Genomic DNA, 26,448 nt, shown 5'->3' with positions numbered 1-26,448 from the left:
TGTTCCAGAAATACAAAGTGGAAACACTGCCGTTTGCAGACATAAATAACTCAGAATCAATGTTAGATGGATAAGGGTTACCTACAGAGGTGTATCCTCCTGCATAAACCGGAACAGTTAAGCCTCCGTTAAACGGAGTTCCTGTAAAAGTTCCTTGATAAACCACTTCATTTGTTGCATGGTAATTGTTTGGTGCGCGGAATAAATATCCTACTGCTTCATTCATCACTGCATCAGCTGTAAATGGATTTGGATTTATATAAGTATCAACTACTCCGTCATAGATGTAAATTCTACCTGTAGAACCCGGATAATTTGTAATACCATTTACAGTATCAGGAGAAAATCCAAATAGATTTTGTCCGATTACAGGAGAAGACCAAAGTGTATAATCTAAACGTTTCATCGGTTTGCTGTTACGGATAACAGTGATTTCCCCAATGTTTGAACCATCGGTTAACTGAATAAGATTTGCTCCATTTTCTACTATAAAGTTGGACGGTCCTGCATTGTTGGTGATAAGACCGTTTACAGTTATTGTATAATCTGTTTCTATAAGCAAGCTTCCGTTAACTGTCAATGTTTTGGCTTCAAAACTATCATAATCACTTATATAAAAATCCCCGTTGATGGTTACATCTCTATCAATATCTGGTTCTATGCCTGCTAACCATTCTCCGTTTTCCCAAATAGCACCAGCTGGGATTGCTGTAGTTTCTACAGTAATTTCGTTGGAATTTGTTGTTGTAGCAGCGCCCGCTAATGCCCGTACAACATAAGAATAGATTGTTTCAGGATCTAAATCCGTTACTTCGTATGAAGTTATATTGCCAACATTTTCGTCCTGTAAAATGTAAACAACAGAAGTACCTCCTTGTTCTCCGGTTACTAAGATGTCGTCAATTGCACTGGTACCGGATGATGCAACATTTCCTTCACCGTCTGCCTGAATATTATTTGTCATAATCCATCGCAAATACACCAAAGACTGATTTTCGCAAGCAGAAGGGAGAGAAACATTTGTCAATTTTCCTGTGGTAAAATCATTGTCAACCGTTACAGCTCCACCAGCAACATCAAACCAAGAAGATCCGTTTAATGAATATTGAACTTTGAAATTTCCGGGACCTGTGTTAGATGATCTTTGAACTGAAGACAATTTCATGTTGCTGATACCAATTGTTGTAAAATTTACCTGCCAGTATTTAGAACCGGAACCACCATCCCAACCGGAATTACTTATTGCCGGCGGATTTGAATTACCACTACCACTAAGCCAGTTAATTGTTCCAGAAGAATTTGTACTTATCGTCTTATTTAAGTTTCCGGCAATTCCATAATCAGCGGTAACATTATTGTCTGTAAAATTCCACCCAACTACATTTACAGGAACTGGAGCGTTCCCCTGAATTGTATAAACATCAATTTCATAACTCTCAGCTCCTAAAACTGCATCCCAATTTGCCGTGAAATTATTGTACGATACATCGGTTGCTTCCGTAGCCACCGGAACGCCCAGAGAAGCAGTTCCATTCAAATTCAATATTAAATCCACAGCATTTGGACTTGACAATGTAATAGTAGCTGAATGATTACCTGCTGTAAGCGGCGAATAAGTTATAGTTAATGTACTGTTCACGTTTCCTCCGGTTTCAGGGAATGAATCGTGGGAAATATCAAAATGTGTGTTATCAGAAAGAACTAAAGTTATATCACCTTCGAGATTGATTCCGCTGATCGTTATACTTTCGGTATCTGTTTGACCTGTCGTTGTGGAAAATGCAGGAACAGAACCGACTGAAATAGTAGGCTCATCAGAAATATTTACAAATAAATATGCCGGATTTGTTTGGTGGGTAGTGGTTGTACAATTTGATGAAGCATTCGTCAAGACTGCACGATACATATAACCATCCATAGCAATTGTCGTTGCTCCGGTTGTATAGCTTATTTGGTTAGCACCATTTATATTTGACCAGGTACCTCCTTGATTCGTGCTCAGCTGCCATTGAACAGAGGTGTAATTTGTAGCATTATTTACTGCAAACGTAGCTGTATTTGGTACAACTGCTTCTACGATATCTTCAACTATACTTCCTGTAGGAGTTGCGCATGGAAGTGATAAAACGCTAACAGAAATATCATCAATTGAAAAGCTAGGTCTATTTCCGCTACCTGAAGAGTCACCAATAGCCCATCTTAGCTGAACTATTGGTTTGTTATTTGCAGCAGCTGGTAATGTGATCGAAATTGTTGCTGGAGAAATGCTTGCAGTACCACTAGTATTATTTGATCCTCCCGGATTTCTATAAATTGTCCCGTCAACATTTGTAAAATCACCACTAGTTCCTATTCTATATTGTAATCCTATAGCTCCTATACGAGCTGAAGATTCTTGCCTTTGAGTTGCTGCGACATAACTAACATTTATAGAAGACTGCCCTGTAGTATTTATAGCTAATACGATCGCATTTTGATTACTGTTAGTAGACATAACTCCCATTTTGCCTGACATGTTCATGACAACACCCGAGTTTGTGGCATTAGTGCCAGCTGATAAAGCTTTATCGCCATTTGGTGCTGCCGTAGGGATGGTTGTACTCATATTTCCTGAGATTGTCCATCCTTGCCATCCAGCAGGATAAGTAGTTCCCGACAATGACGAAAAATTTTGCGAGTATGGCAAACTCTGTGCTGCCGGATTTGTTTGCCCCCACGAAGTCGCGACTGCAAAAAACATTAATAAAATCATCAATGACAATTTCAGTAGGTTGTTTTGTTTCATAATTTATACAATTGATTAAAAATATTTTCAACAAAATTAGAATCAATCGTATGGAAATAGCAGATTTACAAGTTATTATAACACTAAAGAATTGTTAACTCACTTGAATTTGTTTAAGAAAACTTAACACCATAAAAAAATCAGAGAAATTCAATTCCTCTGATTCTAAACTTTTTATTTTTTGAATTAATTATAACATCGTTGTGGGACAAACGAATTCTGTTTTTGGAAATACGTCTGATTGTTTCAGTTTTCCAAATCCACCTTCGACATTGATTACATCATTATATCCTTTGGATTTTGCAATCGAAGCAAAAATCACTGAACGGTATCCGCCCGCACAATGCACATAATATTTTTTGTCTGAATTGGCTTCATGCAAATTTTTATGAATATAATCAACAGGCAAATTCTGCGCATCTTTTACATGTTCACTGTCAAATTCACTTGCGCGGCGAACGTCCAAAATATTCAATTCTGAATCTTGTGTATATCTGTTTTCAAATTCCGAAACATTGATGCTTTCGATAGAATCTGTTTCTTTTTCTGCATTTACCCAAGCTTCAAACCCACCTTCCAAATAGCCCAAAACGTTGTCATATCCGATTCTTGAAAGCCTTGTAATTACTTCTTCTTCTTTTCCCGGCTCTGAAATAAATACAATTTTTTGGTTGATGTTCTCAATTACAGTTCCTACCCAAGGTGCAAAATCTCCCTGAATTCCGATGAAATAAGAATTTGGAACAAATCCTTTTACAAATTGATCATGATGACGCGTGTCCAAAACTAAAACATCATTTTCTTTTGAGAGAAATTCAAATTCGTTTACAGATAATGGTTTAGAATTTTTCTCCAAAACTGAATCAAATTCCTCATATCCTTTGCGGTTAATTACCGCATTGCTTGGGAAATAAGCGGGAGACGGTGTCAATCCTGTGGTCAATTCTGTAATGAATGCTTCTTTGGTCAGTTCAGGATTCAAAGCATAGTTCACTTTTTTCTGATTGCCTAACGTATCAAAAGTTTCTTTGCTCATGTTTTTCCCGCAAGCCGAACCTGCGCCGTGCCCCGGATAAACGATAATATCATCCGCCAAAGTCATCAATTTATTCCTCAAGGAATCAAACATATGACCTGCCAATTTATCCTGAGTCAAATCAGAAAAAACGCGCTGTGCCAAGTCAGGACGACCTACATCACCGATGAATAAAGTATCTCCGGTAAAAATTGCAATCGGTTTTTCATTTTCATCTCTCAACAAAAAACATGAACTTTCCATCGTATGCCCAGGTGTGTGGATTAATTCAAAAGTCAATTTTCCAACTTTTAAAATTGCTCCGTCTTCCATTAATTGGAAGTTGAAACTCGCTTCAGCAGTTGGTCCGTAAACGATGGCAGCATTGGTTTTCTTTGCCAAATCCAAATGTCCAGAAACAAAATCTGCATGAAAATGCGTTTCCAAAACATAGATAATCTTTGCATTGTCCTCATCCGCCAAATCCAAATAAGGCTGAACTTCTCTTAACGGATCTATTACAACCGCTTCTCCTTCGCTCTCTATGTAGTACGCTGCATGCGCTAAACACTTGGTATATATCTGTTCGATTCTCATTTTTGAAAATGTTTTGAATTACAAATTTAGTGAATTGAATCGGTAAATGAATTGAGAATGATAAGTTTCAGTTTAAACGTAAACCGTACGGACGATAAATTCCATCACAAAAACAAACACCGCCATGAGGATTACGAAATAAGCAAAATACTGCTTAAGCCGTTCTCCGTTAATCTTCCGCGCTAATGTTCCGCCGATTAAAATTCCAATCAATGAAATTAAAACAAACGTAAAAAGAAAACTCCATTCCACTTCCATATGCGTAAAATCACCCAGAAAAAATCCTATCAGAGAATTCATACAAACGATGACCAATGAAGTTGAAATGGCACTTTTGATGGATAATTTCGCAATCAACATCAACGCCGGAACAATCAAAAATCCACCGCCGGCACCAATTAATCCCATAAAAATCCCCAAGAAAAATCCTTCCGTTACCATTAATGGATGAAATTCAAATTTCTCTAGTTCCATTTCATTTAATCTAACTTTCGGTTTGTGCAGCATTGTGTAAGCCGCTACCAGCATCAGAAGCCCGAAGACTCCGAAGATCAGCATACGCCGTGTTACTTCAAAATTAAAAATATGAAATAACACTTCCGGTAAAACGGGAATGATAATTCTCCTCATTAGTAAAACTCCCACGATTGCCGGAACGCCGAAATACAATACTGATTTCAGGCTGACTTGTCTGCTGAAAAGATTGCGCATTCCGCCGCCCAAAGCCGTAATCCCAACTATAAAAAGTGAATACGCCGTTGCTGTTTTTTCATCTAAATGAAATAAATAGGCTAAAATAGGAATTGACAAAATAGAACCTCCACTTCCCGTCAGACCCATAATCAATCCAATGCAAAGTGCGCCGATATATCCGATTATTTCGAGGAAGTTCATTTTCTATTCATTTAGCATTGAGAGTTCCAGCCATCTTGATTCTTTGGTTTCCAGGTCTTTGATGGTGTTTTCCAAATGTAAACTTATTTTTTGAATTGATTCAAAGTCCAATGAAGAATCTGACAATTTCTCTGTGAGTTCTTCTTTTAAAGCTTCCAATTCAGGAAGTGCCTTTTCGATGTCTTCGAATTCTTTTTTATCTTTGAAGCTCATTTTCCTGGCAGGAGCAGTATTCGTTTCAGGAATTGATTTAACCTCATTTTCAACTATTTTCTCGACAGATTTTTTAGAATCTTTGTTTTTCTGATCGATGAAATATTCGGTGTAATTTCCATTGAACCAGGAAATTTGTCCTTCGCCTTCAAAAACCATCAATTCTTCCGTCACTTTGTCCATGAAATAACGGTCGTGGCTCACCACCAAAAGACAACCCTGATAATCATTTAAGAAATTTTCCAAAACCGTCAAAGTCGGCAAATCCAAATCATTCGTTGGCTCATCCAAAATCAAAAAATTTGGATTTTCAAATAAAACGGCAAGTAGCTGTAAACGCTTTTTTTCGCCACCGCTCAGCTTTGCAATATGTGTATATTGCTGTTCCGGCGAAAATAAAAACTGTTCCATGAACTGCGTTGCAGAAATTTGTTTCCCGTTAGACAATGGGAAATAATCTGCAATTTCTTTTACGAAATCAATTGCGCGCATTTCTTCTTTGTAATTAATTCCCGCTTGACGGAAATGCCCTATTTTCAAAGTTTCCCCGATTTCAATTTCTCCCGAATCCACCGCTTCCTGATTTTCAATAATTTTCAGAAAAGTCGTTTTCCCTACTCCATTTTTCCCGATGATTCCGATTTTATTTCCGCGCCCAAACAAATGTGAAAAATCATCCAAAATGATTTTGTTTCCGAATTTCTTCGAAACATTTTTCATCTCAATGATTTTCTGACCCAAACGCGTCATCTGCATATCGAGCTTTACCTCGCTTTTATCAATTTTCTGATGCGCTTTATCTTTCGTTTCGAAAAAGTCATCGATACGGCTTTTGGACTTGGTTGTACGCGCTTTCGGCTGTCGGCGCATCCATTCCAATTCTTTTTTATATAAATTTTGAGCTTTGTCTATTTCTACCGATTGGTTCTCGATACGGATGGCTTTGTTGGTCACATAGGTTTCATAATCTCCGTTGTGTACAAAGGTCTGTCCACCTTCCATTTCAATGATTTTTGTACAAATCGCGTCGAGAAAATAACGGTCGTGCGTCACCAAAATCATGGTTTTATTTTCTTTGTTGAGAAAGAATTCAAGCCATTCCACCATTTCGATATCTAAGTGATTCGTCGGCTCATCCAGTATCAAAAGCAAATGCCCAGACTCCAAACTCACATCGATCAAAAATTTCGCAAGAGAAATCCTTTTTCGCTGTCCGCCCGATAGGTTTCCAATTTTTTGTTCGAGGAAATCAATTTTCAGTTTAGACATGATTTCCTGAATTTTAGATTCTACCAGCCACGCGTCATACTGATTCATTTGCTCCATCAAATCCATCAGTTTCGGATTTCCCGGATCATTCTGCACCATCAATTCATAATCGTGGATGATATCCAGCACCGTATTTGAATGGTTGTAAATGTAATCTTCCGCTTTCAGATTCACGTCAAAATCATCTGACTGCTCAAACAACAAAACTTTTACGTCTTTGTTGAAAAGAATCTCACCCGAATCGGAAGTTTCCTTCCCTGACAAGATTTTGAGAAGCGTAGATTTCCCGCTTCCGTTTTTGGCTACAAGCGCAATTTGGTCGCCCTCGTTGACATGAAAAGTAACATTGCTGAAAAGCGTTCGGATCCCGTAAGATTTCGATAAATTATTGGCAGAAAGAAAATTCATTCGTGTGTTTGTTGGGCGCAAAGATAGGCGAAAAGTTTGTTAACATTAGGAATGTTGGAAAGCATGAAATAGGTTTTATTTCAAAAGTTTATTTGAATTAAATCAGTAAGTTTGATTTAACTAAAGTGAAATCAACTCAATTATCACTATTCAAAATGAGAAAACTCTTAAAAGTAAGTATGATAATTTCCGTATTATTTATACTTATCAATTGCAATTTTAAAAAGAAATTCGACACCGAGTTTCACGAGTTTGTTGAAAATTCTGATTCAGTTCTTTGTGATGATGACAAACTACATCCGAGTTATGCTTATTTAAAAGATGGAAAATTAAGAGGACTTGAATTTATTAGAAACCCTGAATGTGGAAGAATCACCACTAGATATTTCATAAGTCAAAGTAACGAAATTGAAAAAATCATTTTTGAAAAAGATTTCTTCTTTAATAATTGCGGAGAAACTTTTGATTCAATTTATATAATTGAACCAAAGAAAAAATCTATAAAAATTTTTACAAAATCTACCGATGGAGAATTTATAAAAAATGATAAAATTTTAAAACAACACATTATAGATGTAGAAAAATATAGAGAAGAAATTATAAATTGGAAAAAGGTAAAAAATTGATGAATTCACTGAACTCTTAATACTCTGGAAAAATTTATTATAAATTCCTTCCTTAACTTTACATCAAATCCAAAAACAAAAATTATGAACTGGTTAGAATCATTGGAAGAATTAATCGACAAAGAAACACTTGACAAATACAACAAGATTTTCTACCTCAACAGCATTGTTGCCATTCCCGAAACTCAAATCGACGAAATCGTAGAAGACAATAAACTCAGCCAACTGCTTTCCCAAGAAGAGCCGGATGCGACTACCGACATTTTAGATTTCTTTCTTTTGGAGAATGAGGTAGTGCGCGATGTGATGATTATCCTAAGCCCGCATGAATTGATGGAAGACGAAAGTTTTTTCAAAACTTATCCAAATATCGAGGAAGATTTTAGTAATCTGGATTCTTTGGAACAAATTAAATGACTTCTTAAATTATAAGTATAGAAACATTCATTTCTATTTTTCAAGTTAGCTTTGTAACTCTTTTTTATAACCGTGTCAAGCATTATATTATTATTTCTTTGTCTGTTTCTGGGAATTTTCTTCCGAACGGCAAAGATTTTACCTAAAGAAACTCCTTTAGTATTAAATCAATTTGTGATTAATATTTCATTGCCGGCGATGGCATTGTTTTATCTTTCCAAAATTGAAATCTCAACCCAATTGTTATTCCCGCTCGGCGTTGCCTGGATTGGATTTTTGTTTGCTGCTGCCTTGTTCATTACATTAGGGAAAATATTTAACTGGTCAAAAAGTTTGATTGGCTGTCTGATTTTAACTGGCGGATTAGGAAACACTTCGTTTGTGGGAATTCCCGTAATTGAAGCACTTTACGGCAAAGAAGGATTGAAAACTTTGGTTTTGGTGGATTTGCCGGGAACTTTTATGGTACTTTCTACCGTTGGAATTTTGACCGCGGCGGCATATTCTCGCGGAAAAACAGATGTAAAACAAATTTCTACCAGAATTTTAAAATTCCCACCGTTCATTGCTTTTTGCATCGGATTAGGAGTCGCTTTGTTAGGATTGTCAATTCCTGAAAATCTGGATTTGGTTTTTGAAAAATTATCATTGACCATTACTCCGCTGGCTTTGGTTTCGGTCGGATATCAATTAAAAATAGAAAGAAAAAGCAAACATTGGAAATTTCTGATTTTAGGATTGTCTTATCAGTTATTGATTTGGCCGTCGGTCATTTTTGTTTTATATAAATTTGTTTTTAACCAATCTGGAATTCCGTTTGAAGTCTGCGTGATGGAAGCCGCCATGGCACCGATGATTACTGCTTCGATAGTTGCTTCTTCTTATGGATTGAAACCAAAATTAAGCTCGATGATGGTCGGCATAGGAATTCCACTTTCCTTTATAACTATGGCGATTTGGTATTTGATTTTGAATTATTTATAACAAAAAAAATCTCCCTGGCTCAAGAAGATTTTCATTCATTTATTTCAAAATAATTTAATCCAAATCAGGCATTACTTTTATTTTCAGTGTCAATTTTGCCTGAGTGTCACCGTAAACTCCCTGCACATTTTGAACGTAAGCTATGGCTAATCTTCCTTCATAAGTTCGGATCAGAAAGGAGCTGCCCATATTTACTTCCGTTCCTGCAAGCCAGTCATGGTAAGAATAAATACTTCTATACTCTTCATGCAAAGCAATCAACTGAGCCGCATTTTTCACATTTTCAAAGTCACTTAAATCAAAATCATCCAGTTCTCCTAATTGAGTACCTTTTTTTCTTTGCCAATTGGTACAGTATTCCCATTCTGCACCGCCTGCTCCGGAAGAGCCTGGTGCGGTAATTGTTAATTCCCCATCATTATTTCCCCAATCTCCGGGAAAAACCAAGTCCACTAATTCCTGTGTTTCGATATCATTATCGTCAACAGTACGGAAACTTTGTATCTGTCCATCACCAACCGACAAACTCAGGTAAGCATCTGTATTCGCTCTGCCTTTTCCCCAACCTACCACTTTATTATTATGTTCCACCAAGAGGATTTCTGTTGGATTTCCGTTTCCATTATCTCCCTCGTCGTCACTGCTGCATGCGGAAAAAGTTAAACTTAGAACACCAACCATTAAATAACTAATCATTTTTCTTTTCATCACTATAATTTTTAATATTTATAGTGCAAGATTAATACAGAAAGCAAAAAGCAAGTTCCCACATTTCATAAACGGGGGATTTGAATTAATAAATGGTATTAAATGAAATTTTTATCTTGATTTTTTGTTGGATTTTAAAATCAAATAAATAATTAAAATCAAAACAACTGCTCCCAAAATCCATTGGAAACCGTTTAGAGAATTTGAAATCGTTTTTTCAACTTGGTCATTCATTTTGTAAAATTAAACTAAGTTTTTCATGAATCGCTTATATTTGAATAATTGAAACTCATCTGATGAAAATTTCCTACAATCTCTTATTAATTCTCTGCTTAGGGCTATTTCTTTTACATTTGAATTACCTCTATGTTGACATCATGGAAGCCAGAAATTTTGTATCTGCGAGAGAAATGGTTGAGGACAAGAACTGGATTTTCACCACAATGAATGGCGAACCACGCTACCAAAAGCCACCGTTGCCAACTTGGTTAAGCGCTGTGATGGGAGAAATTTTCGGAACTCAATCTGTCTGGGCACTCCGTTTCCCTGCAGCTTTATCTTGTGTCGTTTTGATTTTATTTTTCTTTAAATTTTTAAGGAAAGAAACCAATGACAAAAATTTATCAATTATTTCAGGATTAATTTTAACTACCTCTTTTCTGGTTTTATTCGTCGGAAAACGCGCAACCTGGGACATTTTTTGTTACAGCTTTGCTTTCATCGGAATTTATTATTTCTACCTCACATTTAAATCAGAAAAAAATAATTTTTTCCATTTTACTCTTGCCGGATTGTTTCTTGGGTTTTCGATTATGAGTAAAGGACCGACTGGATTTTACGTCATCGGCGCGCCTTTTTTTCTTGCTTATTGGCTGACTTATGGGTTTCCAAAAATCAAATGGACGGGGTGGGTCTGGATGGGATTTGTTACCGGAATTATTGGTTTTTCATGGTACGGATATATTTATCTAAACGATCAGGAAACTTTCCTTTCAATCATGGAAGCGGAATCTTCTGCAAGAACTAACCGCGAAGTAAAACCCGTCACTCGTTATTTTAATTTTCCGATCCAAATGGGCGTTTGGGCAGTTTTCGCATTTATTTCATTGATTTTTCCTTATATCAAAAAGAAAACAGAATTTCCTAAACCTTATAAATTCTTCTTTTTATGGACGATCATTTGTTTCGTTTTATTGTCTTTAGTTCCATCTAAAAAAGAACGTTATTTATTTCCATTGATGATTCCGTTAACCGCCACGACCGGATTTTATGTATATTATTTACTTCAAAATCAGAATTGGAAAAATTGGGAGAAATCAATCGTTAAATTCTCATTTGGATTGATTGGAGTCGTTGGGATTTTAATTCCTGTTCTGTTATTTGCCATTGTAAAATCGGAAATAACTTTTTATTCTATCGCATTTTCGCTGTTCTCTCTATTGATAGGAGTTTATTTATTGATTCAAACTTTCAAATTCGATTTAAACAAAGCATTTATCGGAATGGTAGCATTTGTTTCATCTGCTATGATTTTGGGAATTCCAGTAATTGATTCTGTTTTTAACAATAACCCCAATCATAAATCAATTATTACTCAAAAAGAAATGATTGAAAATTCGGGACTGAAACTTTACGGATTCGATGCATATTCCCCTGAAATCTGGTTCAAATACGGAAAAGTGATTCCTGAGATTTATCCTAATGATTCTACATCGCATCCAAAAGAAGTAAGCTTTTATTTAATTAGCATTAAAAACAAAAGCCCAGAAGAAATAGAAAAAGAATTAATGAAGTTAGGATATAACTGTCAATATTGGGGAGAGTTCGATGATAATGAAGAAAAACTCGGAACCAAAAATAATGTAGATAGAAAAAAAATGATGTTGTTTAAAGCTTTTAAATTTCAATATGAATCTTTTAATTAAAATAATGAAAAATCCAATCATAAGAAAAGCCGAAATCCAAGACTGTGAGCAAATGATGAAACTAATCAAAGAACTGGCATTGTATGAAAAAGCACCCGATGAAGTTACCGTTTCCATGGAACATTTCATCGAATCCGGATTTGGAGAAAATCCTGTTTGGAAAGCATTTGTAGCAGAGGTTGAAAGTAAAATTGTCGGCATATCGTTGTTTTACATTCGTTATTCCACTTGGAAAGGTCAAAGATTATATCTCGAAGATTTAATTGTGACAGAAGAATTCCGTGGAAAAGGTTTAGGTAAAATTTTATTTGACAAAACCATCCAATACGGAAAAGAAAAAGGTTATTCGGGAATGCTGTGGCAAGTTCTTGACTGGAATGAACCTGCCATCAATTTTTATAACAAATACAACGCTAAATTTGACGATGAATGGCTCAATGCCTCGATTGAATTTTAATGAACTTTTAAACAAAGTAAATTCGGACGTTTAAACAAAATCATTGTTTCTGTTAGCATCTAATTTTGTCTCATCAAACAATTTAAAAATTAAAAAGATGACACAAAACAATTATCAGGGCGCATTGCAAAAACTAATTAATTCAGAATTCAATGCGAAATCTACTGCAGAAGAAGTAATCAAAGGAATTGACCTTTCCGGAAAAATCGCAATCGTTACCGGAGGAAATACAGGAATCGGATTAGAAACAGTCAAAACTTTATCCAAAGCAGGAGCAACAGTCATTGTTCCCGCTAGAGACATCGAAAAAGCAAAAAGAAATCTCGCCGGAATTCCGAATGTAGAATTAGAAGAATTGGATTTAGCCAATCCTTATTCAATTGACGTATTTGCTGAAAAATTTTCAGAATCAGGAAGACCGATTCACTTGCTCATCAATAATGCAGGCATTATGTGGGTTCCTCTCCGAAGAGACAATCGTGGTTTTGAATCACAACTGGCTATAAATTATTTAGCACATTTTCAACTCACTGCCAGATTATGGCCAGCACTGAAAAAAGCAAATGGCGCAAGAGTAGTGAATGTATCTTCCGGCGGACATCAGTTTTCAGATTTTAATTTTGAAGACACAAATTTTCTCAATCGCGAATATGAAACATTACTAGGCTATGGACAATCCAAAACAGCGATCAACCTGTTTTCACTAGAGTTCGACACCCGTGCAAAAGAACATAATGTAAGAAGCTATGCTTTATGTCCTGGTGCCGTAGGCGAAACAGAATTGTCAAGAGAAGCCCCATTAGATTTATTTCAAAAATTGGGTTATGTAGATACTAAAGGAGATTTGTTGCCTGAAGTTAAAGCTTCTTTAAAAACAATTCCTCAAGGTGCAGCAACTACAATTTGGTGTGCAACAAACTCTATGCTGAATAACTTAGGTGGAGTCTATTGTGAAAATGTAAATGTTGCGCTTTTGAATTCAGACATATCAATTATTGGAGGAGTCAAGTCTTATTCATTAGACGAAACCAACGCAAAAAAATTGTGGAAATTGAGCGAAAAAATGACAGGAGTGACATTTGCCCTTGATTGATATTTGTAAATTTGTATGAAATGGATTATCAGGTAAATTACATTAACCCCGAAATTAAACTTTCAAGTTACGAAGGTAAGCTGTTTAAAACGGAAGCTGCATTTAACGACCATTTGCTCGTGTGGCTTATTTCAGGGGAAACAAAGATAATTCAGGCAGATGAAAGTTTTGTGTTCGGTGCGGGCAGTGCTTTTTTGATCCCCAGAAATCAATTGGCCACCATAATCAATTATCCCAAAGATGACTTACCCCACAAAGCAGTTGCCATGCATTTATCAGCTGAAAGACTTAGAGAATTTTACAGTGATAAATCTGTTAAATCCAAATTTGAAACTGAAAAAATCATCAGTTTCCACAAACATCCTTTATTAGAAAGCTGTCTTGTTTCACTCATTCCCTATTTTGAAATGCAGGAAAATTTCCCCGAAAATATTGCCTCATTAAAAATCAATGAGGCAATTAATATTTTGAGAATGATTGATGAAAACATAGATGCTGTTCTTAATAACTTTGAAGAACCCGGAAAAATTGACTTAGTAGCATTTATGGAAAAGAATTTTATGTTCAATATGACTTTGGAAAAATTCAGCTATCTCACGGGTCGTAGCCTAACTACATTCAAAAGAGATTTCAGTAAATTTTTCAATACGACACCACAGCGATGGCTCACAAAAAAAAGATTGGAACTGGCTTATCATGAACTTACCGAGAAAAATAAGAAACCTATCGATGTCTATTATGAAATTGGATTTGAAAATCTTTCACACTTTTCATTTGCTTTCAAAAAAAAGTACGGCTATGCCCCAACTGAATTATTAAATAAATTTGATGAAATCTAAATTTTAAAAAAATGCCTTGGAATCCAGACACATACAATCAGTTCAAAAATATCCGTTACCAGCCTTTTTTTGATTTGATGGAATTAATTTCTTCCGAAAACCTTAAAACTGCAATTGACATCGGATGCGGAACGGGGGAACAAACACATATTCTTGCTCAAAAATTTGATAAAACAAAATTCCTCGGCATCGATTCCTCTCCTGAAATGCTTGCTAAAAGTAAAGAGTTTGAACGTGACAATTTATATTTCAAACTCGCTTCGGTAGAAGAATTCACAGAATCTCACCAAAAATATGACCTCATTTTCAGCAATGCCGCGCTGCAATGGTCAGATAAACATGATGAATTATTCCCACAATTAATTTCCCAAATCAATGAAAACGGACAATTCGCAGTTCAAATGCCCGTTCAGAGAGAAAATATCCTCAACAAAATTCTGATCGAACTCGTTCAGGAAAAACCTTTCAACGAATTTCTCAACGGCTGGAAAAGAGAACCGACGATGTTGGGCATTGATGAATATGCGCAGATTATGTTTGATGATGGATTAAATGACATTCAAATTGTCCAAAAAGTCTATCCCCTCATCGCCGAAGATGTAGAAGAACTATTTGATTTTATTTCCGGTTCTGCACTGATTCCTTACATGGAAAGATTTTCAGAAGATCAACACGAATTTTTCGTTGCTGAATACAAATCCAGAATTCAAAAATCATTCAAAAAATTTCCTGCCATCTATGCTTTCAAACGTTTATTGCTCTATGGAAGAAAAGGATAAAAAGTATATCAAAACACATAAAAATAGAATACCCTCGCTTTTTCAAACGAGGGTATTACCTTAACCAACCTAAACCTATGAAAAGCTATTAGCTTTATAAGGCAAATATATCATAATAAATATTTCCGATAAAATACCAAGATGTTGGTATTTTCGTGATATTTAACATTAATTACATCCATTAAGGAACAATCATTTTATAGCTTTGAGCAAGCTACTCTTAGCCACCAAAATTAAAACCATTTCTTCCTCTGATTATTCAGAGGATTTTTTATTTCATAAAACTAATTTCTGATGGATTAAATAATAAACCAAATTACAATTTATTGATTGTTAGATTTAATTCCGTTAATAATTAAACTAACTTTATGACTTCAAAAAATTAAAACTAAAATACATTCCATGAAAAAATTATCTATTTTCTTCCTTTCTTTACTTTTTGCTGCTACCGCTCTTTCATCATGCAGCGATGACGATGTCAAAGATGTTGTTGACTGTTTCGGACAAAATTTACTGATTGAGATTAACAGTTTTACAGACCCAAATAATTCACTACATATAGACTTTAAATTTAGCTATTATGGAGAGATGGCTTTGGATAATACAGTTAACTGGAATTTTGGTGACAACACTCCTGTACAGACCGCATCATCAGATATTATATCACATACATATGATCAACCGGGCACTTATACGGTAACATTGAACGTTTCCTTAAACAATGGTCAATGCGATTATGATATCAATAAAACAATCACAGTCCAGTAACATTTAAACTAATAAATATGAAAATGGGAAATTTACAAGCAATATCATGCCTGTGACCGGCAGTTATTATTTCGATGCAGGCGACACCATCCATGATGAAGCCATTTTCATCGTTCCGCAAGGCGAACAACCCGATGTTTCAGCAAGAGGTTTGCAATAAAAGAAAAAAAAAGAATACCCTCGCTTTTTCAAACGAGGGTATTACCTTAACCAACCTAAACCTATGAAAAGCTATTAGCTTTATAAAAGCAAATATATCATAATAAATCCTTCCGATAAAATACCAAGATCTTGGTATTTTTAACACATTTAGTATTAGTCCTCAGTGTTCAGAAAACAATCATTCAGAAAACAATCTTATTATAGCTTTGAACAAGCCATTCTTAGCCGCCACAATTAAAATCATTTCTTCTTCTGATTATTTAGAGGATTTTTTATAATCAATTTCTTTTCCTTAATTACAGATTTTACTTTATACTTTATACATTATACTTTCATCTGAATTATCTTTGCAATCCAAAATTTAATTTAAAATGAGTAATTCCAATCGTTACACGCTCACTGCTGCACTTCCTTATGCCAATGGACCCATTCATATCGGGCACCTCGCAGGAGTTTACATCCCTTCTGACATTTATGCAAGATACCTCAGAAGAAAAGGAATGGATGTAGCCTTCATCGGCGGTTCGGACGAACATGGAATTCCCATTACCATTCGCGCAAAAAAAGAAAACACAACTCCGCAGGCGATTGTAGATAAATATCATCAATTGATTAAAGAAACCCTTTACAGATTTGGCGTTTCGTTTGATTTTTATTCCAGAACCTCCAATCCTAAACACCATGAAGTTTCGTCAGATTTCTTTTTGAATTTATACAACAAAGGAAAATTCATCGAAGAAGTTTCGGAACAATTTTATGATGAAGATGCAAAAGAATTTTTGGCGGATCGCTACATCATGGGCGAATGCCCGAAATGCGGAAATCCAAATGCTTACGGTGACCAGTGCGAAAGCTGCGGTTCGACCTTGAGCCCAACGGAATTGATCAATCCCCGTTCTTCGTTGAGTGGAAATTCTCCAATTCTCAAAGAAACCAAAAACTGGTATTTACCTTTAAATGAATACGAAACCTTTTTGAAAGAATGGATTCTAGACGGACATAAAAGCGATTGGAAATCCAACGTTTACGGACAAGTAAAATCATGGATCGATGACGGTTTGAAACCTCGTGCCATGACCCGCGACCTCAACTGGGGTGTGAAAGTTCCATTGCCGGATGCCGAAGGAAAAGTACTTTACGTATGGTTTGATGCGCCGATTGGCTACATCACTTCCACTATCGAATGGGCGGAAGCGAACGGAAAAGATTGGAAAGATTACTGGCAAAATCCGGACACGAAATTGATTCATTTCATCGGGAAAGACAATATCGTTTTCCATTGCATCATTTTTCCTGCGATGCTCAAAGCGCATGGTAACTACATTTTACCGGAAAATGTTCCTGCAAATGAATTCATGAATTTGGAAGATGATAAAATTTCAACTTCGAGAAATTGGGCAGTTTGGGGGAATGAATATTTGGATGAATTTCCGGGACAGGAAGACGTTTTGCGTTATGTTTTGACCGCGAACCTTCCTGAAAACAAAGACAATAATTTTACCTGGAAAGATTTCCAAACCAAAAATAATTCTGAATTGGTAGGAATTTTCGGAAATTTCATCAACCGTGTGATGGTTTTGACGCATAAATATTATGACGGAAAAATTCCGGCAAAAACAGTTGAATTTGAAGAATTAAACCAATTAAAAGATTTCGCTAAAAATATTGGAACTTATTTGGAGAAATTCGAATACCGAAATGCCTTGTCAGAATACATGAATTTGGCACGTTTAGGAAATCAATTCCTTCAAAGTCAAGAACCTTGGAAAAAGCAAGACAATCCGGAAGAAGTAAAAGGAATTATGTATGCGGCTGCACAAATCGCAGGAATGTTAGCCCAATTGGGTGAACCTTTCATGCCGTTTACCTCAGACAAATTATTCAAAATGCTGAACATTTCTTCTTTGAATTGGAATGAATTGGAAAATATAAATGAGGTTCTTCCTGAAGGTCATCAATTGAATGAATCAGAGTTAATTTTCTCAAAAATAGAAGACGAAACCATTGATTTTCAAATAAATAAATTAAATCAAAGCAAAACCCAGAATAAAATGACAAATCCAAACGCAGAACCACAAAGAGAAACCATCAATTTCGAAGATTTCCAAAAAATCGATATGCGTGTCGGAACCATTTTGGAAGCGAAAAAAGTTGAAAAAGCAGACAAACTGTTAGAACTAAAAGTAGATACAGGAATTGATGTCAGAACCATCGTTTCAGGAATTGCGGAAAGTTTCACGCCGGAAGAAATCGTTGGAAAACAAGTTACGGTTTTGGTTAATCTAGCCCCGAGAAAAATCCGCGGTATCGAAAGCCAGGGAATGCTTTTATTGACCGACAAAGAAGATGGGAAATTAACTTTCCTCGCTCCTGAGAACGAAACTCTCAATGGAGTAAATATAGGGTAATTCTACAACAAGCTGATTTACTTGTTGTTTTAACTTTTTTTGTATTTTAGCATTACCAAACCTATACCGTTAGAAATGTTAAAACACAAAACCTCTGTATTGTTCGTGGACAATACCGGAAGTGAGAAAAAGACAATTCTGATACCGACACTTATTTTACTGAAGTGGAAAAGGTATCTTTTGATGATTGTTGCAATTTTTTCCCTCCTAATTGGATTGCTTGGATTTTCTATATATTCCCAAACACGTAATTATTATCATTCAGCCTACAATGAAAAATTACTTCATTCAAAGCAAATCATTCGTGCCATCGATCTAGATAAAGCAAAAAAAAGTTTTCAGTCTATAAACCAAAGCATGAAACGCATCAATACTTTCATGGAGAAACGGGGGTTATCTGATTTCAAACTAAAAAATGCCGGTGGTCCTGAAGAGTTTGAAATGATGCAGGTCAATGAGATGTATGAATTTTATGCAGAACACATTTTAGAAATGGAAAATTTCATAGAGAACATTCCTTTGGGAGTTCCGCATGATGGCGAAAAAACTTCGGGGTTCGGTTACAGGTATAATCCTTTTGGCGGAATGAACGTAGAAAGCCATGCAGGTATAGATTTCAGGGGAAATGTTGGAGAACCCGTGAAATCAACAGCTCGAGGGAAAGTTATTTTTGCAGGAGAAAAAGGCGGATACGGAAATTGTGTTATTATAAAACATGCCAATAATTTCGAGACATTGTATGGACATCTTTCAGAAATTAGTGTAAAAGAAAATCAATCTGTCGAAGTAGGAGAAGCTATCGGAAAACTTGGAAACACGGGCAGGAGCACCGGTCCGCATCTTCATTATGAAATCATTTACAACGGAGATAAAGTTAACCCTGAAGACTACCTAAATCTATAAAATATGTTCACAAAATCAACCAAAGAAATCAAAAACGATCTGAACCAGCTTCAAATAAATACTGTTATTGCTGGCGGCATAAGTATTGCCGGAGATATAAAAGGTGAAACCGCCATCCGGATCGATGGAAATGTCGAGGGGAATGTAGATATGAAAAAAGGCATAGTTATCGGCGATAAGAGTATTATCAAAGGTTCACTCAACAGTGATGCGATTATTGTTTTTGGCAAGCTCATAGGTAACCTTAAATGTAAAACGCTTCAAATCAAAAATACAGGTATTATTGAAGGTGATATCATTGCCGATTCACTTGAAGTCGAGATGGGTGGAATGTACAATGGAACTTTAAAAATGGATACTGCTACGAAGAAATCAGAAGAAAAAAAAACAAATTAAGTTTTAGGTTAATTTTAGGTTTTTAATGAGAAATGCGGAGATTTTTTATTATCTCCGCATTTTATATTTTGTATAAAGAATGAATTATTGTTTCACAATCTTATTAGTAACCGTTTTACCATTTTCCAAAGTAACGGCAACGACATAGATTCCTGTTGGATATTTCTTCAAATCAATTTTAGAAGATTTAGATTCGATAATCTTTTTACCTTCCTGATTAAATACAACAACATTTTTGATTGGAGATTTCGAATCAATATTCACAAAATCCTTGGTTGGATTTGGATAAACAGATAATGCAGAAAGATTATTTTCTGTAGTTGAAAGAATTCTATTAGTTGCAACAGGACCCACCCAATTACTTGTGAAATTCTCATCACAAACAGACCTTACATACACTTCGTAGTACCATTGATTGGTCAAATCTGTAATTTCAAAACCTGTTTCCCCGTCTAGATCATCCATTATAATTTCCTGATTATAAGCAAATCTTCTCCCATACATAATTTCCCACTCGGTAGCATCTCCGTTTTCAGTCCAATCAAAAGAAACTGTATCTCCTACTTGTTCCGTTATCACCAAATTTGTTGGATCCAGGCAAAATACTTGTCCGCTTTTTCTGTTTTGGATATACATTGAAATAGGGAAATAACCTTCACCATTTACAAAAACGGCATCAGGAACATCTAATTTAATTGTATGGTTTCCAGCTGCTAAATTTCCTAAATTTACTTCCCGGTTTGGGATGACATCACCTGGACACCAGTTATTGAAATCGAGCCATTGCCTTGTTGTTTTCACAGTGGCACCGTAGATTCCGTTGCCTTGTGTGTTAAATTGTCTCCATGGCTCGCAAGATTTTCCACCAGGAATGTATTCATACACCAATTCATCATCTAAATAAAGATAATGTCTTCTTCTTTCATACTCTTCACCACCTGCATTGGCACCATGGTTTGAAGTAATTAAATATAATACTGCATTTTCAATTGGAGCATCTAAAGTGAAATTTATAATTCTGGTCGTTTCTCCCGGAACATCCGTCGCATTGTAATTGTTCAAATCTTTTCTTACAGAAAGCGGTAAAATGAAATTGGAATGGGTGTACGTTTCAGTTCCTTCATCTACATTAAAAATCAAAGTTCCTTTAAAAACATCAATTCTACCAGAACAGCCTGCTACCTGAGTTTGCGCAGCATAAGGAACACCAAAAACTTCCAATTCAACCCAGATATCAAACTGACTCAGCAGGCTTGTATCATTAAAAATTTCAGAAACATTATCCAAAGTAAAATGATAGGGAACTTCTGTAGGATTGATATTTTTATTCATAAACGGTGTGATGATGCGTGCAATTTCTATTCGGTCAACTTCACTTTGTGTATATGTAGTTGCACCTTTTGGAACAAAAGCTAAATAGATATGACCTAATCGATCGTAATTATCGCATAGCGCACCAATCTTTACATCCATCGTCAACGCCCCAGCAGATAAATTCTGAACTAAAGTATTGGATAATTTGGTGGTATAAGTGGCATTGTTGATACGTGTGACTCCAGATGGAACCGGCTCATCAACTGTTCCTGCATATCCGTCATAAAAAACGATTTCGTCATAAATCGTATAGGAAGTCTGGGATTTCAAAGAAGTCCCCAAAAGTATAACTCCCAAAAATGTAAAAAATAAATGTTTCCTCATGTGTGTTAATTTTTTATAAATGTAAGTATTCAGCTTGAAATTCTAATTTTTTGATATAAAAAACCTCAAAGATTTATGAAAATCGATGAGGTTTATAATATTTTGAACTTTATTTTAGTTATTCTATAATCAAAATAAAATAATTTTTCTTTCCTTTTTGGAGCAAAACATATTTCTCAGAAAGCAAATCATTGGTAGTTAAATTAAACTCCTCTCCTACTTTTTCTTTGTTGACAGAAATTGCATTGGATTTTAATTCTCTTCTAGCTTCACTTTTTGAAGTCAAAAATCCTGATTTCTCAGATAAAACATCAATTATATTTATGCCCGAATTCAATTCTTCTTTTGAAATAATAGCTTGCGGAACTCCTTCAAAAACAGCTAAAAATGTATTGGAATTCAAAGATTTCAAATCTTCCGTTGTTGATTTCCCAAAAAGAACTTCAGATGCTTTGATGGCATTGTCCAATTCTTCTTTTCCGTGCACCAAAATCGTCAATTCTTCTGCCAATCTTTTCTGAAGCTGACGCAAATGCGGTTCAGTTTTATGTTTCTGAACTAATTCTTCGATTTCATTTTGATTTAAAAAAGTATAAATCTTAATGTATTTTTCAGAATCATCATCCGATTGATTTAACCAGAATTGGTAAAATTTATAGGGAGAAGTTCTGTTGCTATCCAACCAAACGTTTTCTCCGCCTTCACTTTTCCCGAATTTCGTACCGTCTGCTTTTGTGGTCAAAGGGCAGGTAAAAGCAAAACCTTCGCCTTGTTCAACTCTACGAATTAATTCCGTTCCGGTCGTGATATTTCCCCATTGGTCCGAACCGCCAAACTGCAATTTGGCACCCATTGTTTTGTATAAATGCAGGAAATCATACCCTTGAATCAATTGGTACGTAAACTCTGTGAAAGACATCCCCACAGTAGAATCTGCGCCGAGCCTAGATTTCACGGAATCCTTCGCCATCATATAATTGACCGTGATGTGTTTACCTACAGTTCTGGCAAAATCGATGAATGAAAATTCTTTCATCCAATCGTAATTATTGACCATCACCGCAGCATTGGGCTTCGATTCATCAAAATCCAAAAACCTTTCCAGCTGACCGTGAATTCCTTTGATGAATTTATCTAAAGTCTCTTCATCCAGAAGATTTCTTTCTGCAGATTTCCCAGTCGGATCACCAATCATTCCTGTGGCACCACCCACCAAAGCAATTGGTTTGTGCCCGTGGCGCTGCATGTGCATCAGCAAAATAATCGGCACCAAACTGCCCACGTGAAGCGAGTCTGCAGTCGGATCAAATCCACAATAACCGGTCGTCATTTCCTTTCCCAGTTGCTCTTCCGTTCCGGGCATGATGGTATGAATCAGCCCCCGCCATTGTAATTCTTGGATTAATCCGCTCATTTTTACTAAATTTTGGGTGCAAAGATAGGAATCGAATTGCGAAATTCGAGGCTCGAAATTCGAAATTCGGATTATTCTGACTAAATTCGATTTGCATTAATCCAAAAAATGGAAAATATTTTCTTTAAAAACAATTGTTTTACCTGGTACAATCTGGAAAATCCGGACGAGACTACTGTTTCGGAATACTTGAAAAGATTTTCACTGAGCACATTTACCGTTCAGGATGCGTTGGAAGCCGGACACTTGCCGAAGTTTGAACATCAGGAAGATTTTGATTTCATTTTGATTCGTTTTTATGGAAAAGAAGCGAGAAGTTATACCAATATCATCCGTGAATTCAGCCACAAGATTGGAATTTTCATCGGAAACGATTTCGTGATCACAATCGGACAGCGACCAATTCCTTTTTTGGAAGAAATTCAAGATGAAATTGAAAATGACAAAAACCGGGAAAATCTACTTCCGAAACAATTATTTTACAAAATTTTCAAAAAGACATTAAATACCTATTATCAGCCTGCAGTGAAGATTTCGCAGGAAATAGATGTGTATGAGAATGCACTTTTTACGCGTCAGAATTCAAAATTGGATTTGAAAAAATTGTATAAACTCAAAAGAGAATCGGCAACTTGTTCCAAACTTTTGGTGTTGATGCGTGATGTTTTGACCGAATACAGAGCGTATGTCAAGAGCGTTTCTTCCATTAAAGATTTGCAGGAGTTCAATGCAAAACTATTGCATTTGCATAGCCAAAACAATGATGATTTGCACAATTTATTCAACCTAACGCTTTCTATGTCAGATCTTCGCGCAAATGAAGTCATGAAAATCCTGACGATATTTTCAGCTTTCTTTTTACCGCTGACTTTCATTGCCGGAATTTATGGGATGAACTTCGACTTCATGCCGGAATTGGGCTACAAATGGGGTTATTTCATCACTTTGGGAGTGATGTTGGTGATTGTCATTGTAATTTTTTCCTGGTTTAAACGGAAGAAGTTTCTATGAGACTAAAGTCCCTAATTATATTTATACTAATTGTTCTCATTGGAGGATTTGTGGTTTATTTTAAATTCTTTTTAAATGAACAGCCAAAAGATGAAAATATATTGAGCGAAATATTAAACCCAAAGAAAGAAGAAATTAATTTTTATTGGAAAAAACCTAATGGAGAAAGGATCGGAAGCTTAGGTAATTTGCAAAATTTTATTGAAGAACAAAACAACACGCTATTATTTGGCATGAATGGAGGAATGTTTGGTCAAGATTTTTCACCACAAGGATTATACATAGAAAACGGAAAAATTCTAAATCCAATCGACACTTTAAATGGAGAAGGAAATTTTTATCTCAAACCAAATGGCATTTTTTACATCAATTTTGACAAGAATGCTTTTATAGTGGAAACTAAAGAATTTATTCAAAAAGAAAACATTCAATTCGCAACACAATCCGGACCTATGTTAATTATAAATGGTAAAGTTCACCCGGAATTCAAAAAGGGTTCAAAAAACATCAACATTCGAAATGGCGTAGGAATCATAGACGATGATAAAGTAATTTTTGCCATGTCCAAAAATGAAATTAATCTTTATGATTTTGCTGAATTCTTTCAGAAACAAGGTTGTAAAAATGCTTTATATCTGGACGGATTTGTTTCAAGAACGTATTTCCCTGATGAAAACTGGGAACAAATTGATGGTGATTTTGGAGTTATAATTGGTGCAATTAAACCTAATTAATGAAGAGATTAAAAAAAATAACATTCGCAGTTTTTTCACTGATTTTAATCTTTTATTTCATCACTGCTTTACAAATCTATTCATATTCAAAAATCGATGAAACCACCAAAGCCGATGCTGCAATCATATTAGGTACTGCTGTTTGGGATGGTGAACCTTCTCCGGTTTTTAAGGAGCGAATAAATCATGCAATACTTTTGTACAAAAGGGATTCTGTAGATTATTTAATTTTTACAGGAGGAATTGGAGAAGGAAAAAAATATTCTGAGGCTGAAATCGGTAAAAAATATGCAATCGAAAACGGAATTCCTGAAAACAAAATATTTATAGAAGAGAAATCTAAGATAACTGATGAGAATTTAAAGTTTGCAAAAGCAATTGTTGAAGAAAAGGGTTTTTCTAAAATTCTGATTGTGAGTGATCCTTTGCACATGAAACGCTCAATGGCCATGGCCAAGAACCACCATATTAACGCTTTTTCTTCTCCTACCCAAACCAGCAGATATATTTCATTTAAAAGTAAAATCGGTTTTGTGTTGAGGGAAACTTTCTTTTATATAGGTTACAAAATTTGCAGCCCGGCCTGAGTGGAGCTCTTTTTCCTTTCTCTAATTTTGTATTGTAAAGGTATGTTTATAGGAAAAAAGCGGGAACGGAGGACGGAAATGGCTGCCCAAAATATTTTTATGTTTATGTCAAATTAACTCATTTTTACAATTTCAAATTAATCTATTATCTTTCCAAAAAATGAATTGAATTATGTCGTTGAAAAAATTTTCTAACCTGATTACCACAAAAAAAGAATTTAATAAACTCATTCAGTCAACCGATGACCTTCGCAAAAAAGTCATTCAAAACCTGAATTTCACTGAAGAAAATATTGATTGGAAATCGCTAAAAATACAAGGAACCACATTTCTGGGCTGTGATTTCAAGAAAGATGATGCTATTTACCTCATCAGTCAGGGCGCGTTTGTTTATCCGAAATTTACCGGATATCCATTTTCTCCGCATCGTAAAAAATTATATGATTGGCAGGAATTGATGGATGGATATTCGGAAGAAATGGACGAAAGTGTCGATTTGAAAATTTACAATCATTTCGTAAAGCACAAATACAATCCACCGATGGAAGAAGCTCTTGCAGAAAGGATTCACGATTATGGAATCGATGTTGCGCTGAGAAATATTCTGGAATTTGATGAATTTGGCATGAGCGAACGAAAAGTCGTGGGTTTCATGGGAGGTCACTCTACCAAACGTGGGTCTGAATATTATACTAAAGTTGCTTTGGCTGCGAAAAGACTTTCTGAAAAAGGGTATTTTGTGGCAACTGGCGGCGGTCCGGGAATCATGGAAGCCGCAAATTTAGGGGCTTATTTCGGAAATAAATCGGATGATGATTTGATGCATGCAATTGAAATTTTATCCGATTTAATTTTTACCGCAGAAAACCAACGTGATTATTTTGCTAAAAATTATATTTCTCAATCGAAGAAAGTATTGGAGCTTTATCCCAACGGAGCGGAGAATTTAGCCATTCCGACTTGGTTCTACGGACATGAGCCGAGTAATTTATTTGCATCATACATTGCTAAATATTTCTCTAACAGTATTCGCGAAGATACTTTACTGGCAATTTGTCTGTATGGGATTATTTATGCTCCGGGAAGTGCGGGAACGACGCAGGAAATTTTCCAGGAAGCAGCGCAAAATCATTATGGAACGTTCGGATATTACAGTCCGATGGTGTTTTTAGGAAAGAAAAGGTATGTGGAAGACACATCACTTTATTCAGTTGTGCATCAATTGGCAATCGGGATGCCTTATAAAGAATTATTGTATCTGACTGATGATTCGGAGCTTGCAGTTGAATTCATAGAAAATAACCCACCAATTATGGTATAAATTTTGTAGAATGAAATATATGTTATATCTTTGTAGT

General features: G+C 35.6%; 24 protein-coding genes. 16 read left to right on the top strand and 8 right to left on the bottom strand.

Features of this window, described 5'->3' with window-relative positions; translation table 11 throughout:
* The 4 genes from B8977_RS02890 to B8977_RS02875 form a co-directional block, all read right to left on the bottom strand.
* On the bottom strand, nucleotides 1-2,785 hold a 2,785-nt coding region (locus B8977_RS02890; protein ID WP_084015943.1), incomplete at its 3' end, for a beta strand repeat-containing protein.
* Between the two features lie 190 nt (nucleotides 2,786-2,975).
* Complete coding sequence (locus B8977_RS02885) at nucleotides 2,976-4,397, bottom strand: MBL fold metallo-hydrolase (protein WP_084015941.1); 1,422 nt, start codon at nucleotides 4,395-4,397, stop codon at nucleotides 2,976-2,978.
* Between the two features lie 72 nt (nucleotides 4,398-4,469).
* Nucleotides 4,470-5,291 carry a sulfite exporter TauE/SafE family protein gene (locus B8977_RS02880; RefSeq protein ID WP_084015939.1) on the bottom strand — a complete coding sequence of 274 codons (822 nt, stop codon included), beginning with the start codon at nucleotides 5,289-5,291 and terminating at the stop codon, nucleotides 4,470-4,472.
* 3 nt (nucleotides 5,292-5,294) lie between these two features.
* Nucleotides 5,295-7,181, bottom strand: coding sequence for an ABC-F family ATP-binding cassette domain-containing protein (locus B8977_RS02875; protein WP_084015937.1), 1,887 nt, complete (start codon nucleotides 7,179-7,181; stop codon nucleotides 5,295-5,297).
* A 155-nt stretch (nucleotides 7,182-7,336) separates the two neighbouring features.
* On the opposite strand from B8977_RS02875, the gene B8977_RS02870 reads away from it, so the two are divergent.
* The 3 genes from B8977_RS02870 (at nucleotide 7,337) to B8977_RS02860 (ending at nucleotide 9,208) form a co-directional block, all read left to right on the top strand.
* Entirely contained in the window at nucleotides 7,337-7,807 is a 471-nt protein-coding gene (locus B8977_RS02870; RefSeq protein WP_143736277.1) for a hypothetical protein, read from the top strand.
* Between the two features lie 84 nt (nucleotides 7,808-7,891).
* Nucleotides 7,892-8,224, top strand: coding sequence for a hypothetical protein (locus B8977_RS02865; RefSeq protein ID WP_084015933.1), 333 nt, complete (start codon nucleotides 7,892-7,894; stop codon nucleotides 8,222-8,224).
* A 72-nt stretch (nucleotides 8,225-8,296) separates the two neighbouring features.
* Complete coding sequence (locus tag B8977_RS02860; protein WP_084015931.1) at nucleotides 8,297-9,208, top strand: AEC family transporter; 912 nt, start codon at nucleotides 8,297-8,299, stop codon at nucleotides 9,206-9,208.
* Between the two features lie 54 nt (nucleotides 9,209-9,262).
* Here B8977_RS02860 and B8977_RS02855 read toward each other — a convergent pair whose 3' ends face one another.
* On the bottom strand, nucleotides 9,263-9,916 hold the full coding sequence (locus tag B8977_RS02855; protein ID WP_084015929.1) for a hypothetical protein: 654 nt from the start codon (nucleotides 9,914-9,916) through the stop codon (nucleotides 9,263-9,265).
* A 111-nt stretch (nucleotides 9,917-10,027) separates the two neighbouring features.
* Nucleotides 10,028-10,150 carry a hypothetical protein gene (locus B8977_RS15245; protein WP_262494072.1) on the bottom strand — a complete coding sequence of 41 codons (123 nt, stop codon included), beginning with the start codon at nucleotides 10,148-10,150 and terminating at the stop codon, nucleotides 10,028-10,030.
* Nucleotides 10,151-10,212: 62 nt separating this feature from the next.
* Between B8977_RS15245 and B8977_RS02850 the strand changes: the two genes are divergently transcribed.
* From B8977_RS02850 to B8977_RS02810, 9 genes are all read left to right on the top strand, one after another.
* Nucleotides 10,213-11,841, top strand: coding sequence for an ArnT family glycosyltransferase (locus B8977_RS02850; protein ID WP_084015927.1), 1,629 nt, complete (start codon nucleotides 10,213-10,215; stop codon nucleotides 11,839-11,841).
* Nucleotides 11,842-11,845: 4 nt separating this feature from the next.
* Complete coding sequence (locus tag B8977_RS02845) at nucleotides 11,846-12,298, top strand: GNAT family N-acetyltransferase (RefSeq protein ID WP_084015985.1); 453 nt, start codon at nucleotides 11,846-11,848, stop codon at nucleotides 12,296-12,298.
* A 97-nt stretch (nucleotides 12,299-12,395) separates the two neighbouring features.
* A complete protein-coding gene (locus tag B8977_RS02840) occupies nucleotides 12,396-13,391 on the top strand; it encodes an SDR family NAD(P)-dependent oxidoreductase (protein ID WP_084015925.1) in 996 nt (331 codons plus the stop codon).
* A 20-nt stretch (nucleotides 13,392-13,411) separates the two neighbouring features.
* Nucleotides 13,412-14,230 carry a helix-turn-helix domain-containing protein gene (locus B8977_RS02835; RefSeq protein ID WP_084015923.1) on the top strand — a complete coding sequence of 273 codons (819 nt, stop codon included), beginning with the start codon at nucleotides 13,412-13,414 and terminating at the stop codon, nucleotides 14,228-14,230.
* A gap of 11 nt (nucleotides 14,231-14,241) precedes the next feature.
* The gene (locus tag B8977_RS02830; protein WP_084015921.1) at nucleotides 14,242-15,009 is read left to right on the top strand and encodes a methyltransferase domain-containing protein; all 768 of its coding nucleotides are present in this window, start codon (nucleotides 14,242-14,244) and stop codon (nucleotides 15,007-15,009) included.
* Nucleotides 15,010-15,411: 402 nt separating this feature from the next.
* Entirely contained in the window at nucleotides 15,412-15,777 is a 366-nt protein-coding gene (locus B8977_RS02825) for a PKD domain-containing protein (RefSeq protein WP_084015919.1), read from the top strand.
* A 533-nt stretch (nucleotides 15,778-16,310) separates the two neighbouring features.
* Nucleotides 16,311-18,347, top strand: a complete 2,037-nt coding sequence (gene metG, locus B8977_RS02820) for a methionine--tRNA ligase (protein ID WP_084015917.1) — start codon at nucleotides 16,311-16,313, stop codon at nucleotides 18,345-18,347.
* A gap of 75 nt (nucleotides 18,348-18,422) precedes the next feature.
* Nucleotides 18,423-19,250 (top strand): M23 family metallopeptidase, encoded by an 828-nt coding sequence (locus B8977_RS02815; RefSeq protein WP_084015915.1) that lies wholly within the window; start codon nucleotides 18,423-18,425, stop codon nucleotides 19,248-19,250.
* A gap of 3 nt (nucleotides 19,251-19,253) precedes the next feature.
* Nucleotides 19,254-19,646, top strand: coding sequence for a bactofilin family protein (locus B8977_RS02810; RefSeq protein WP_084015913.1), 393 nt, complete (start codon nucleotides 19,254-19,256; stop codon nucleotides 19,644-19,646).
* Nucleotides 19,647-19,730: 84 nt separating this feature from the next.
* Here the strand turns inward: B8977_RS02810 and B8977_RS15065 are convergent, their stop codons facing one another.
* Nucleotides 19,731-21,344, bottom strand: a complete 1,614-nt coding sequence (locus B8977_RS15065; protein WP_159447443.1) for a peptide-N-glycosidase F-related protein — start codon at nucleotides 21,342-21,344, stop codon at nucleotides 19,731-19,733.
* A gap of 118 nt (nucleotides 21,345-21,462) precedes the next feature.
* On the bottom strand, nucleotides 21,463-22,758 hold the full coding sequence (gene tyrS / locus B8977_RS02800; RefSeq protein ID WP_084015911.1) for a tyrosine--tRNA ligase: 1,296 nt from the start codon (nucleotides 22,756-22,758) through the stop codon (nucleotides 21,463-21,465).
* 108 nt (nucleotides 22,759-22,866) lie between these two features.
* Between tyrS and B8977_RS02795 the strand changes: the two genes are divergently transcribed.
* The 4 genes from B8977_RS02795 to B8977_RS02780 all read left to right on the top strand — a co-directional run bounded on the left by B8977_RS02795 (nucleotide 22,867) and on the right by B8977_RS02780 (nucleotide 26,411).
* Nucleotides 22,867-23,769, top strand: coding sequence for a CorA family divalent cation transporter (locus B8977_RS02795; RefSeq protein ID WP_084015909.1), 903 nt, complete (start codon nucleotides 22,867-22,869; stop codon nucleotides 23,767-23,769).
* The gene (locus tag B8977_RS02790; RefSeq protein WP_084015907.1) at nucleotides 23,766-24,503 is read left to right on the top strand and encodes a phosphodiester glycosidase family protein; all 738 of its coding nucleotides are present in this window, start codon (nucleotides 23,766-23,768) and stop codon (nucleotides 24,501-24,503) included. The genes B8977_RS02795 and B8977_RS02790 overlap by 4 nt, the downstream gene beginning before the upstream one ends.
* Entirely contained in the window at nucleotides 24,503-25,090 is a 588-nt protein-coding gene (locus B8977_RS02785; protein WP_084015905.1) for a YdcF family protein, read from the top strand. The genes B8977_RS02790 and B8977_RS02785 overlap by 1 nt, the downstream gene beginning before the upstream one ends.
* Nucleotides 25,091-25,262: 172 nt before the next feature.
* Complete coding sequence (locus B8977_RS02780) at nucleotides 25,263-26,411, top strand: LOG family protein (RefSeq protein ID WP_084015903.1); 1,149 nt, start codon at nucleotides 25,263-25,265, stop codon at nucleotides 26,409-26,411.
* Nucleotides 26,412-26,448 lie beyond the last annotated feature (37 nt).

The sequence above is a fragment of the Moheibacter sediminis genome (assembly GCF_900176425.1).
Classification (GTDB): domain Bacteria; phylum Bacteroidota; class Bacteroidia; order Flavobacteriales; family Weeksellaceae; genus Moheibacter; species Moheibacter sediminis.
This window is presented reverse-complemented; position numbering and strand designations above follow the sequence as displayed.